At 34.7% G+C, this 12,339-nt stretch carries 12 protein-coding genes; 3 read left to right on the forward strand and 9 right to left on the reverse strand.

What is annotated here, in order from left to right:
• Nucleotides 1–16 precede the first annotated feature (16 nt).
• The 5 genes from essB to SPD48_RS00110 form a co-directional block, all read right to left on the reverse strand.
• Entirely contained in the window at nucleotides 17–1,339 is a 1,323-nt protein-coding gene (essB, locus tag SPD48_RS00090; protein ID WP_336256006.1) for a type VII secretion protein EssB, read from the reverse strand.
• Between the two features lie 45 nt (nucleotides 1,340–1,384).
• A complete protein-coding gene (locus SPD48_RS00095; RefSeq protein ID WP_336256007.1) occupies nucleotides 1,385–1,636 on the reverse strand; it encodes an EsaB/YukD family protein in 252 nt (83 codons plus the stop codon).
• 26 nt (nucleotides 1,637–1,662) lie between these two features.
• Nucleotides 1,663–2,160, reverse strand: a complete 498-nt coding sequence (gene essA, locus SPD48_RS00100; protein WP_336256008.1) for a type VII secretion protein EssA — start codon at nucleotides 2,158–2,160, stop codon at nucleotides 1,663–1,665.
• Nucleotides 2,135–5,560 (reverse strand): type VII secretion protein EsaA, encoded by a 3,426-nt coding sequence (gene esaA / locus SPD48_RS00105; protein WP_336256009.1) that lies wholly within the window; start codon nucleotides 5,558–5,560, stop codon nucleotides 2,135–2,137. The genes essA and esaA overlap by 26 nt, the downstream gene beginning before the upstream one ends.
• A 164-nt stretch (nucleotides 5,561–5,724) precedes the next feature.
• Entirely contained in the window at nucleotides 5,725–6,021 is a 297-nt protein-coding gene (locus tag SPD48_RS00110) for a WXG100 family type VII secretion target (protein ID WP_336256010.1), read from the reverse strand.
• 374 nt (nucleotides 6,022–6,395) lie between these two features.
• On the opposite strand from SPD48_RS00110, the gene SPD48_RS00115 reads away from it, so the two are divergent.
• Nucleotides 6,396–6,578, forward strand: coding sequence for a hypothetical protein (locus SPD48_RS00115; RefSeq protein WP_336256011.1), 183 nt, complete (start codon nucleotides 6,396–6,398; stop codon nucleotides 6,576–6,578).
• 27 nt (nucleotides 6,579–6,605) lie between these two features.
• Entirely contained in the window at nucleotides 6,606–6,884 is a 279-nt protein-coding gene (locus SPD48_RS00120) for a YciI family protein (RefSeq protein ID WP_336256012.1), read from the forward strand.
• A gap of 92 nt (nucleotides 6,885–6,976) precedes the next feature.
• Here the strand turns inward: SPD48_RS00120 and typA are convergent, their stop codons facing one another.
• Together typA and SPD48_RS00130 are read right to left on the reverse strand one after the other, a co-directional pair.
• Nucleotides 6,977–8,803, reverse strand: coding sequence for a translational GTPase TypA (gene typA, locus SPD48_RS00125; RefSeq protein ID WP_336256013.1), 1,827 nt, complete (start codon nucleotides 8,801–8,803; stop codon nucleotides 6,977–6,979).
• Between the two features lie 107 nt (nucleotides 8,804–8,910).
• Nucleotides 8,911–9,522 carry a TraR/DksA C4-type zinc finger protein gene (locus SPD48_RS00130; RefSeq protein WP_336256014.1) on the reverse strand — a complete coding sequence of 204 codons (612 nt, stop codon included), beginning with the start codon at nucleotides 9,520–9,522 and terminating at the stop codon, nucleotides 8,911–8,913.
• A gap of 274 nt (nucleotides 9,523–9,796) precedes the next feature.
• Between SPD48_RS00130 and SPD48_RS00135 the strand changes: the two genes are divergently transcribed.
• Entirely contained in the window at nucleotides 9,797–10,669 is an 873-nt protein-coding gene (locus SPD48_RS00135) for an NAD(P)-dependent oxidoreductase (RefSeq protein WP_336256015.1), read from the forward strand.
• A 268-nt stretch (nucleotides 10,670–10,937) separates the two neighbouring features.
• Here the strand turns inward: SPD48_RS00135 and SPD48_RS00140 are convergent, their stop codons facing one another.
• Both SPD48_RS00140 and SPD48_RS00145 read right to left on the reverse strand, forming a co-directional pair.
• On the reverse strand, nucleotides 10,938–11,237 hold the full coding sequence (locus SPD48_RS00140; protein WP_336256016.1) for a hypothetical protein: 300 nt from the start codon (nucleotides 11,235–11,237) through the stop codon (nucleotides 10,938–10,940).
• A gap of 13 nt (nucleotides 11,238–11,250) precedes the next feature.
• Nucleotides 11,251–11,925 (reverse strand): class I SAM-dependent methyltransferase, encoded by a 675-nt coding sequence (locus SPD48_RS00145; protein ID WP_336256017.1) that lies wholly within the window; start codon nucleotides 11,923–11,925, stop codon nucleotides 11,251–11,253.
• Between the last annotated feature and the right edge of the window lie 414 nt (nucleotides 11,926–12,339).

Raw genomic sequence — 12,339 nt, forward strand, 5'->3', positions numbered from 1 at the left:
ATGAGCTGAGTAAAATTTATTCCTTACTCTTTTTGTCTTTTTCATTGTCCTTCTTGTTGTTTTCTGCTTCTTTCTCTTTCTGCTCTTCCTTTTCGTCTTCAATAGGATCTGTTTCTTCAGATACCGGATTATCTTCTATCATATCCTGTTCCTCTTCGTCCTTAGTTTCTTCTTCCTCATCGACTAATTCATATTCCTCTTTATATTTCCCTAATTCATCTTGTAAGCTTCGTATTTCATCATCTCTCTCCGCGCCAGTTAATTCAGGATCATTCTTAACCTGTTCGATTTTCTTTATCAATCCATAAATAATTAACTGTGGATCATCCATATATTTTGCAGTATCGATCGACTTATCAAAATCACCAAGTCCATTGTAAATCCAATACAGAAGATAATACTTATCACTTTTCAAACTAATATTTTTCATAATCACTTCTTGCTCTTTATCTGATAAAGGTTCAACTTTGATATACGAATAAGCTAAAATATATTTTGCTTGATATGGAAGTTTTTCTACATCTTCATTTTTCAATGTCTGAATTACTTGACTATAATCATTTGCCAGAAAATCATTATGCGCTTCTAATAGTCTGTCTTGATAAGGTATTTTAATGAACGTATTATAGAGCAAAAGGGATATAACAATAACTGATAATACGGTCATCCAAATAGATAATTGTTTAAACAAACGAAAGCGTTTCTTTGGAACAAGTTGCATTTGTCTTTCCATATAGTGTTGTTCTTCCCGATAGCTTTCTTCTAAAAATAATAAAAGTTCGCTCATGCTACCTTTTTCATTTACTTGCCGCTCAAATTTCGTATCGGTAGCATTTTGAAGCGAACCATTATATAAATCATCAAACGTATACTTTTTTGAAAAAAGGGATATAACCAAAGACTTATATTGTTTTAAAATATCTTCTTCTGTTAATTCATATGGTTGTAATTGATTTCTAATCCCTCTATAAACTAGTAATGGCATTAAATTATCATCAAAAACAATATTGTTAGGGTGAAAGGTGAATGTGATTCTAGTCGATAATAATGGATAGAGCTTTGATATATTGCATAAAGCCCTTAATTTTTTATTACGACTCAATCCTTTGATTTGCTCCCATTGTTTCAATCGTTTAGAAACAGTGAAATTAAATCGGTATGTGTCCTCTTCTTCTTCCACTTTTAAAGGTACAAAATATTCGCTACTGTTCATAATCAATTTTAATTGTTCGGTATACATTATTTGCGTACGAGACTTTGGAATATCTAGTTTCCATTCTTCCCCTTCAACCATAAACGTTAATGATAAAGATCCTATTTTTATTTCCTTTTTACTCATTTATTGCAACTCCTTAAGAAGCGATTGATCATAATTTACGAGAACTCATAAAGCAATAAAAATATCCCCATCTGCAACAGGATAATCTAACAGACTATCATCATCCGCAAGAACTAATTGTTTTGTTGGTACTTTTATTACGAATCGGGACTGATTAGGCATTTGGATCCCCAATGTATCTTGCAGATTTATTAATAACTGTTTTACCGTCTGATGTTTAGGGATTCGAAGATCATATACATTCGCACCCCAATTTGAAAAGTCTACCGTTACATTTATATGAGTTTCTTTTATCAATTAACTCATCTCCATTACTAATTAAGTTACATCTCCCATTTTCTTAGTAAGAATACGATTCCTCCACCAATTATCATAAGAAATGCTGTAATACTACCATAGAATACGAATGAAGAAACCTTATTAGATGTTTCTTTATCTAATTCTTCTCCAGCAAATGCCTTTGAAGACTCATAGTTTTCTGTAAATAGTTCATTTTTAATATCATTAAGAGATGTTGATGCCTTCATCTCTTCAAAAAAAATGGCACTTCTTATCTCTTCTGTTTCCTCTTTATCTTTCAATTGTTTTGTTGCTATTTTTTCCTTAACCTCTTCTTTAAATAAATCCGGGAAACTTTTATCAAGCTCTGTTTCCATAATCTCATTTTCTTCATCAGGGTTCTTTAAAATCCGATCTGTTTTAATTTGCATTTTCCCTTTTCCCGTACCTTCTTCATTTGCAAATATAGAAGTTGGCATAAAAAAGAAAATAGAGAGGGAAAAGAGAAGCAAAATACTAATTTGCTTCTGACATACTCTCATTTTCCATCCCCTCTTTATTACCAGTTTTCTGAATGACGAAAAGATTAAGGATAAATCCTCCTATAGCAAGTAACACGAGTATTATTATTGAGATTACAGCAACTGAATTACCTTCAATTAGCTTAGTTAGAAGATTCTCTACATACTGTAAAGGAGAAATTTGTCGTAATGAATCTACCAATTGTTTATTTTCAAATTTAAATCCAAGTGATTTTGTAAGCAATAAATAGATACTTAAAATAGACAGCAATATAAACATCCCAACCATCTTTAACTGTCTTAGTAAATAAGTAGTTATCAATAACATAGCTAGTGTCAATGGGATAATAACCCCAATCCACACATACATTTCACCTTGATCAAACTGTAATAAATAGAATGAGAGAAGGCCTATACCTAACCCTTCAATAATCCCAATTCCTCCAGTAATAGTGGCAATCGGTAAATTTGAATTTAATAGTGCTCTTTCCTCCTTGAAAGCATCTCCCTCGACATTTCTTCGCTGTTGAATAGATGAGATAACATAGGCGGTAAAGAGTGTAACTACCGTCAAAATAATGACTAGGAAGTAAGGAGTGAACGATTCTCCTTTCGTAATAACCCCATTGTTTTTCGTTTCAACAGGATTTGCTAAGAAGCGATATAAATTCTCATTCTGCCTATCACCAATTCGGCTATTCGCTAAAACATCATTAAAATTATCGGCGAAATCAGCGTCTTCAAGCGCCTTATCTGTTAATTTATTCGCTAATTCTTTCGCTTGTGTTACTAAATTAACACCACTAGTCTGAATGTTCTCTGCTTGTTCATCAATCGCATCAAATGTTTGATACACATGATCCGCTGATTCAAAATTTACTTTTGCCTGGTCCGCAATTGATTCACTAGCTAATAATAACGGCTGATAACCACTATCTAAACTCATGATGGCCAATTGCACATCTTGATCATTTGTAAGGAAGACTGTCTGTTCACTCACTAACTCATTACTTGTATCACGCCAAAGTGCTAATTGTTCTAACAAAGCTCCTACTTCACTATTTAAGGAATCCGCTGATTCTTTTGTTTGACGGATCTTTTCAGCTAAGCTTTCCGATTCCTTCTGATATGCCCTTACATCATCTTGATATTTCCTGACAATATCATCAATCAATGTCATAGACCGATTTACATCATCAGTTATTTGGTTAGTCACATCTTTTAAAATATGATCTTTAATTAAATCTTTAATTTCTTTTTCATAAATCATATGATATAAGGAATCTTCGGTTACTAAAGTCGTGAGTGGTGAGTCTTTTTTATCTATAATTTTATTTAGATTTTTCTCAAACTCAGAATCTTTCATATCGAAGCCGAAATATAATTCATATAGAGAGAATAAGCGATAATAATTACTTACAAACTCGACCAGTTCATTAACTGATTTCATTATTTCTTCTTCATTCAAATCTTTCAATAAAGAACTTTGGACTTTTTGGTTTAAATAATTATTTTCTATCTCTCTTATCGGTTGCTCTTCTGGTTCTTCCTCTTCTTCTTTTCCTTCATCTTCTTCTCCATCTGTTGGCGGCTCATTACCGTCCTCATCTGTTGGTGCATCACCATCTTCTTCAGTTTCTCCAGGATTTCCTTCTTCACCTTGATCTATTTCTTCTTGTTGTTGATCTGAATGATCGCTCGTTCCTTCTTCTACTTCATCATTTTCACCCGGATCATTATCATCAGGCTTTTGTTCGTCCTCACCATTGTTTTCTGGCGGGATATTTTCAGAAGGGGTTTCTTTCTCAACACCTTCCTGTGCAAGGCTCCATTCCCACTCTAATGGTGAGAAAAGATCAATCTCACTTTTAAATTCCTCTCTCAATTTTAATGCAAGAGTAACTGTAAGTTCATTTTTTGTTGGCTTGATTTTTACAGCTGTACCTGGATCAAAGTCTCTTAATCGGTACCCATTTATTTCAATATGTTCAAATTTATATTCTTTAGGTAATCTCTCCAGAGAAAAATACACTTCACCTTGATTATGATCAGTCAATTCAATTGTATCTGTCACAGTGAATCCAGATTCTAAATCATCCACTATACGGTCTAGCTTATCCTTGATTGTTTCGATCTTTCTATTATTACCCGAACCCGGGCGGTTTTCATAATCAATGTTATATTTCTGGCTAACTTTTACAATGTTAGTAAGATCTCTTTCCGTTTCTTTTGCCAGCCCAAGGTCTTTAATTTCTTCAATTTTTAATGTCGGCAATCTTCTGATCTGCTCTCGGATCTCTTTATGAACCGTATCATCTAAACCTGCAAATAGATCATTAATCTTCACATTAACAAAGGAATCATCCTTAAATGTATCTTCTAGACGCTTTTGAAGTTGTCTCTGTAAATCTTTATGTATTTTTTCGTCTAAGTCCTCTCTAAAATTATCGACCTCAGAACTCATCATCTCAAATCTTCGTTCAATTAAATTAGCATTCGAAATAATTGTCTTTGTCCTTGGTTCTTCTTCTTTAGCCCTCTGAAATTCCTCATGAACTAATCTGTTTGAACGTTCTATTTCAGCAAGTCTTTTTATGACATCTTCATGTCTCATTTGGGTTGCAAACTGATCCAAAGCTTCCCCAAATGTCATTGCAATTTTACCACTTTCTTCTTGTGTTTTAATAACAGAGTTAATCTCTTCTGTAAACTGTTGCTTACTTTTTGTATCCTCTGATAAATTGTCGCCAAAGTTTTTTAATATATCTTCTAACCCTTTATAACTATCCTTGGATATTTGTGTATAATCTTTCACAGTTTTAAATTGATCCGTATAGTTTGATAAAGGAGAATTTATTTGGGTATTATATAATTTGGTATACTCTTTTTCCTTTTCTATTATTTCACCAATATTATCTTGAGCTTCCTGTAAATTTCCAATAATGCTGGCAAAATAAACGTCAATAAGACGCTTATTAAAGTCATTTAAAATTTGCCCTGCCGTTTTTTCAGCTTCTGCTCTAACGTTTTCATGTCCGGTTGCATTTATTTTATAGTGTAATGACACTGGTTCTGGTCTTTCCAAATGAATTGACAGAGACCTTTCTGAGAAGTCATTTGGAATAACGATCATCATGTCATATGAGCCGCGATTAAATCCACTTTCCGCTACTCCTCGGCTTACAACATACCAATCGTGCTTATTGTCCTTTGTAACGCTATTTGCAAACTCATCTCCAAAGACAATTTCTTCCTCATTAAAAGAAGCTCCTTCGTCCTCATTTACGAGTGCAATTGCCATTTTCTGCTCTTTGTCAACATGTTCAATTGAATTTTCATTAAAAGCAAGGTAAGACAAACCAATTGATAAAATAAATATGATGAAGAAAAAAACGATCCCTTGCCATCTAAAATTTTTCATGTTCTGACAACTCCATTAGATTTTTATTATCTTACTATCTTTTGACATGAGGAAAATGAAGTTAATTACTTAAAAATTAATATGTTCTCTAAACAGAATGATGAGTCACACAACGGGAGTTATGTGACTCGAAATGTGTGCGGAAACAATTCGTCCCCTATTGTTTATCTGAAACCGAAGTTTTGTGATAATGCTTGGTCTTGTTGTTCCATTGCATCAGCCGTTTTTGTCAGCTGATCCTTAATATCATCCATAAGTTGAGCAAAGTTAGTTACTTTAGGTCTTAAATCTTCAAACTGTGTATTAAAGCTTTGAAAAGCTTGACCTTGCCATTGCTCCTCTAACTCCCTCTGTAAGCTTTCCAATCGACCTAAGACTTCTCTGATTGTTTCAGCACTTTGGCCGTATTGGCCAGCTTTCTGCGTTAGTTCCGCTGGAGTCATTTTAATTTGCCCTGACATAATCACTCATCTCCTTTACTTTATTTAGGTATATAGTCCCGCAGATAAAACTACGAGTTTACTTACCTTAAAAAGGTATGGTAAAAGATAGCAAAATCAATGTCAATGGCTTTTAAGTAAATTTCTAAAAATGATTCTTATGTCGCGTGAATTTTTTCCTTAAAATATGAACATTAACATATATCACATACTATTTTCCTGTTTTTGTAATATTAAAATAATCATAAAGAACTATCTTGCTCGAAGGTCTTTGCGACTAGGTTTTTTCTGTTTATTTCATTATTTATACTTTTTTATTTAAAAGTATATTCTCCCTAACTTCTAAGAAATTTATGGTAAGATAATTTATAAGGTTAAATATTGGAGGGTTTCCGATGAAACGTTATTTAACTGCAATATGTATCGGGTTAAGTATGATATCTGTCATAGTAAGCTTCCGGTTCGATGTTAGGTGGAACGGAATAGCAGCATGGGGACTAGCCTGCTTATTTTTACTATGTGCAGCTTATTTTACAAGATATATTCCAAATAATGAAAGTAATAAAGATTCCATTTAAATTTAGTATATACAGGGAGGAATAATGATGAAATATTATGCAGCTTTTTTAACAATGAAAGATGAAGCAAAGAGTCAAAAACATCGTCCAGAACACCTCGATTTTTTGGAAGAAATGCGAAAACAAAAAAGAGTTTTATTATACGGTAGACTTGTAGATGGGGCTGGAGGTTTAATAATATACCAAGGAAATAACTTAGAAGAAGTTACAGAATGGGTAAAGCAAGATCCTTATGTAGAAGTTGGAGCTAGAGGATATGAAGTACATGAATGGGATATGCAAACAGATTACAAAATAAGTGAATAAACTGTAAAAAAAATAAAAATCGTTGATTATATATCTAATGCATATTTCATGCAGAAGTATTATCAACGATTTTTAGATAGGGAAGATTATGTTTATTTATTTGTTCTCTTCGCCATTTTTTCACGTTCATTTTTATTTAAAATCTTTTTCCGTAAGCGAATTGACTCTGGAGTTACTTCACAATATTCATCATCATTCAAATATTGGATCGCTTCTTCCAATGACATATCTCTAGTTTTTCGAATGATTGACGTTTGGTCTTTATTTGCGGAACGGATATTCGTTAAATGTTTCTCACGAGTAATATTTACGGTTAAATCGTTTTCTCGGTTATGTTCTCCAACTATCATTCCGGCATAAACCTCAGTTCCAGGCTCAATAAAGATTGTACCTCTGTCTTCCAAGTGAAGAATACCATATGTGGAAGCTTTTCCGTTTTCAAGTGCTACGAGAACTCCTTGGCGTCGCCCTCCAACATACCCTTTCACAACCGGTTCATAGTCACTGAAGGTGTGATTAAGAATTCCATAACCTCTTGTTTGGGACAAGAATTCAGTTGTGTACCCTAATAACCCTCGTGATGGAACTTTGAAAATGAGTCGAACTTGTCCATTTCCATGATTAATCATATCCAACATTTCACCTTTACGTTCACCAATCGATTCCATCACTGATCCAGTATACTCGTCTGGAACATCGATCTGCACTCGTTCCATCGGTTCACATGTTTTGCCATCAATTTCTTTCAAAATAACTTGAGGTTTAGATATTTGCAGTTCATATCCTTCTCTGCGCATATTTTCGATCAATATTGATAAGTGTAACTCACCTCGACCAGAAACCGTCCAAGCATCGGGAGAATCGGTAGGTTCTACACGCAAGCTTACATCTGTTTCTAATTGCGTTTTTAAGCGTTCTTCAATTTTAGCAGACGTAATATATTTTCCTTCTTTCCCTGCAAACGGACTATTATTTACGAGAAATGTCATTTGTAAAGTCGGTTCATCTATATGAAGCGGCGGTAAAGCCTCTGGGTGATCTACCGGACAAATTGTTTCACCGATATTAATTTTGTCCATTCCGGAAACCGCGACAATATCTCCCGCTTTTGCTTCATTAATTTCAATCCGTTTTAACCCAAGAAATCCAAACAATTTAGTTACTCGGAAATTTTTCTTCGAACCGTCTTGCTTCATAACAACTACTTGATCCCCGACTTTTATTTTCCCACGCGATATGCGACCAATACCGATTCTACCGACGAAGTCATTATAATCAAGTAATGTAACTTGTAATTGTAATGGTTCTTCTGTTAAATCAATAGGCGCAGGAACTTTTTCAACAATCGTATCAAAAATTGGCTCCATTGTCTTTTCTTGAATTTCCGGTTCATAACCTGATGTTCCATTTAATGCCGAAGCATATAGTACAGAAAAATCAAGTTGCTCATCATTCGCTCCTAATTCAACAAATAAATCAAACACTTGATCAATTACTTCAATTGGGCGAGCATTAGGACGGTCCACTTTATTTAACACGACAATAGGTTTTAACTCTTGCTCAAGTGCTTTTTTTAAAACGAATCGAGTTTGTGGCATCGTCCCTTCATAGGCGTCAACAACTAGTATAACACCATCAACCATTTTCATAATCCGTTCAACTTCTCCACCAAAATCTGCGTGACCTGGTGTATCTAATATATTGATTGTTTTATCTTTATAGTGAATCGCAGTATTTTTGGCTAAGATAGTAATTCCTCGTTCCCTCTCAATATCTCCAGAATCCATCGCCCGTGATTCCACTTGTTCATGTTCTGCAAATGTTCCCGAATACCTTAACAATTGATCAACTAATGTTGTTTTTCCATGGTCAACATGGGCAATAATTGCAATATTCCGGATATCTTCTCTTAATTTCATGGATGTACGCTCCTCATTGTAAAAAATCCTTAAAGCGTTACTAGTATACCATATGAGTTACGAGTTCTGAGATGTTTTATCTTAATTTTAATAAAAAAAGTGCATAATTAGTCATGAGAAGAATATCGCTCTACGTCTTCCACATAACCAACATCTTCATCACTATTCGGATACATTTCATTATAACTATCCCTATCACCGAAAAAGTCTGAAGGAGTTTCCGAGGTGCCATAACGGCTTACTTCTTGCCATGCATCTTCAGCATCGTAACCTACTTGCGTTTCTGCCGTAACTTCATCTGGATTAATATTCGGACTATACACTTCTTCTTCTACTGGACGATTTCGTTTAAAAATCCTTTCATCATCTTCCGCATGTTCTCGACAAGTGTCTGCAGTCGGTACAGCTTTTAATCGATCGTATGCGATATCCAGACTACAAACTTTGCATATACCATAAGTCCCTTCATCAATTGCATGAAGGGCTTCATTTATTTCTTCGAGTTCTCTTTCGGCGTGCTCATTCAAGGCAATATCCTTTTCTCGTTCATACATTTCAGTACCCATATCTCCTGGGTGATTATCGTAGCTTGATAATTCACCAACAGCATCTGTAAATGACGTTTCTAGACCAAAACGGTCTTGCACCTGGCGGATCATTTGACTTTGTCTAGTTAATAATATCTCTTTCAATTCATTTGTCTGCTCATTTGTCAGCATTGAATCATCAACCTCCAATAATCTGATAAAGTTTTTGATACTAAGGTGGCCAATAATAAAAATAACCTGTAAAGTTTATATGCCTTATTTATTCCATTTTAAACATTGCTTTTTCTATTAAGACCTTGTACAACTCACTTTTGTTCTTCTTTATACTATGTGTGTTATTAGTAAAATGATTCTTTCTTTTACAGTAAAATGTATGTTAATATGTGGATTAGATGGCAATTATAATTATTGAAATTTTTAATTTATTGTAAAAGAGGGAGTGGATATGATGACACAGAAACAAACAATAGGATTTGTCGGTACTGGTGTTATGGGAAAAAGTATGGCAAAACATTTACTGTATAATGGTTATCCTTTACATGTTCATACTCGCACAAAAGAAAAAGCAGAAGACTTGCTCAAGGCAGGTGCAGTTTGGGAGGATTCGGTAGAGAGTCTGACTAAAGCCTCTGATGTAATTATTACAATTATTGGCACTCCACTTGATGTTGAAGAAGTATATTTGGGTGGAAAAGGTATTATCAAAAATGCCAAATCAGGTACTTATATCATTGACATGACTACTTCCAAACCTTCTTTAGCAGTTGACATATACAAGGCTGCAAAAGAAAAAGATGTATATGCACTTGATGCTCCGGTTTCAGGAGGAGATGTTGGAGCGCGTGAAGCTAAATTGGCTATTATGGTTGGCGGAGATAAAGAAGCTTTTGAGAAGATGTTACCTATTTTTGAAACAATGGGAGAAAATATTATATTACAAGGTGAAGCTGGTGCAGGTCAACATACCAAAATGGTCAACCAAATTTCAATTGCGCCTGCCATGATTGGTATTTGTGAAGCACTAATGTATGCAAAAAAAGCTCAACTTGATCCATCTACTGTACTAGAGTCTATCTCTACAGGAGCCGCTGGTAGCTGGTCGTTATCCAATTACGCACCACGGATGATAAAAGGTGATTTTGCGCCTGGATTTGCCATTAAACATTTTATAAAAGATATGAAAATCGCACAGGAATCTGCAAAAGAAATGAACCTTCCTACTCCAAGTTTAACTATGGCATTAGAAATGTACGAAGAACTAGCCAATCAGGGCGAAGATGAAAGCGGAATTCATGCATTAATTAAATATTTTGAATAACGAGGATTGAGGTTGGGACAAAACGAAATAGTAGATATGAAACACGAACAATATCTCAAGTTAGCGAAAGAAATATACGGAGACTCCTGCCAGAAGAAAAGCCTCGATAAGACACTGAAAGGCGAAGCCTAAAAGGGCTTATCAGCGCTGGCGGAAAGCGAAGTATATTTCTGTAGCGACTATTATTAACGTAATTATTCGTGTTTCAATAATTCTTTCTAGCTTATGTCCCAGCCTCAACCTTTTTTAGCAGACAAAGCCGAGTTTTCTAGTTCTCCCGCTTTTGTGCAACTTCTTCAATCACAAAAGCTAGATCGTCATTCCCAAATAATTGTAAAACTTGCTGGACAACTTCAATTGAAATTTCTTCCGATTCCTCTTTAGGAACCGTGTTCTCTATCGCTTCTAACAATGCTTTATTTTCAGGTTGACTAGGATACGCTTCTTTATAAAGAGTAATTGCATCCAAATTATTATTTACACACCATTGAGCAAATATTAACACCATCATTTGCTCTTCATTCTGATAATTTTCAATGATCAACTGATCTTTTCTACTCAGTTTCATGATGAACACCTACTCACTTTTTTTCAAATATAAAAACCCACATGAAAGATACAGCCTGTTTTAATTCTAATGGAAACCCTTCTATTTTTTGATCTGTTACTCCTTTTTTATGCACTCCAAAACTATCTAAAAGTGTAAATCCATTTTCAATTGCAAGTTGAGCAAAATCCCAAGGCATCATTGAATTAATAATTACTTCTTCACCATAAACTCGACGATATCCATGCATTCTTGGTCTAGCTGTTGGCCCTAAAATCCCTGCACATACTAAGCCTTTTTGTTTAAGAATACGTTTAATCTCCATCAGAGCCAAGGAGGGATTCTTTATCCATTCTAAAACATTAATTGCTAAAACCCCATCAAATTTATTCGAAGGATAGGGTAAATCCAAAATACTTCCTTGTTGAAAGGATATATGTTTAAAGCGCTCTTTCGCTAACTCTATCATTTCCGGAGAAAGGTCAATTCCTTCAGCTTGAAAACCAGCCTTGTTTAACATATTGGTACCATATCCATTGCCGCAGCCTATATCAATTACTTTATTATCTTTATGTAAGTAGTTACTCATAAAAGGGACAATGTCTTTTCGACTGCCTTTTTTCCACATAACTTCACTTCGCTCATTCCAAAACGTTGCTCGATCATCCCACTCTTGTTTTGCTGCAATCTCCCAGTCAGACGAATTCACATCAAGCACTCCTTTTAAAACATATTTATTGTTGTAAACACCTCAACTTTCACAAAGTAAGGTTAAACAGATACATGGCTTAACAGGAAATTGACTCCATTTGATATCTTGATAACATTAACACATGATAAAACTGTTTTGCATAAAAAAAGTAAACTGTGCAGCAACTTTAGAAGGTAATTGCCTTACCGCTACAGAAATATGCTACGCTGGGATGGACACTGTTGACTGAATTTAAGAATCGACAACAACAATCCTTTCTTTCATTGAATAAAAACTACATGCTAGCGTAGGTAAAATACGAAGACTCCTGCAGGAACAGCGACAGGGGAACGCAGACTAAGTACGCCACGTCCTGTGGCAACGTCTGCACTAGTACATCCTGTACGTCGGAAGATCCTTGTAGCTTCTCGT

Source organism: Pseudogracilibacillus sp. SE30717A (assembly GCF_037071985.1).
Lineage (GTDB): Bacteria > Bacillota > Bacilli > Bacillales > Amphibacillaceae > Pseudogracilibacillus.

Coding starts and splice junctions, on each gene's coding strand:
- essA (WP_336256008.1), bottom strand. CDS start 2,160: ATGAGAGTATGTCAGAAGCAAATTAGTATTTTGCTTCTCTTTTCCCTC.
- SPD48_RS00135 (WP_336256015.1), top strand. CDS start 9,797: ATGATGACACAGAAACAAACAATAGGATTTGTCGGTACTGGTGTTATG.
- SPD48_RS00130 (WP_336256014.1), bottom strand. CDS start 9,522: ATGCTGACAAATGAGCAGACAAATGAATTGAAAGAGATATTATTAACT.
- SPD48_RS00110 (WP_336256010.1), bottom strand. CDS start 6,021: ATGTCAGGGCAAATTAAAATGACTCCAGCGGAACTAACGCAGAAAGCT.
- SPD48_RS00115 (WP_336256011.1), top strand. CDS start 6,396: ATGAAACGTTATTTAACTGCAATATGTATCGGGTTAAGTATGATATCT.
- esaA (WP_336256009.1), bottom strand. CDS start 5,560: ATGAAAAATTTTAGATGGCAAGGGATCGTTTTTTTCTTCATCATATTT.
- SPD48_RS00120 (WP_336256012.1), top strand. CDS start 6,606: ATGAAATATTATGCAGCTTTTTTAACAATGAAAGATGAAGCAAAGAGT.
- essB (WP_336256006.1), bottom strand. CDS start 1,339: ATGAGTAAAAAGGAAATAAAAATAGGATCTTTATCATTAACGTTTATG.
- SPD48_RS00140 (WP_336256016.1), bottom strand. CDS start 11,237: ATGAAACTGAGTAGAAAAGATCAGTTGATCATTGAAAATTATCAGAAT.
- typA (WP_336256013.1), bottom strand. CDS start 8,803: ATGAAATTAAGAGAAGATATCCGGAATATTGCAATTATTGCCCATGTT.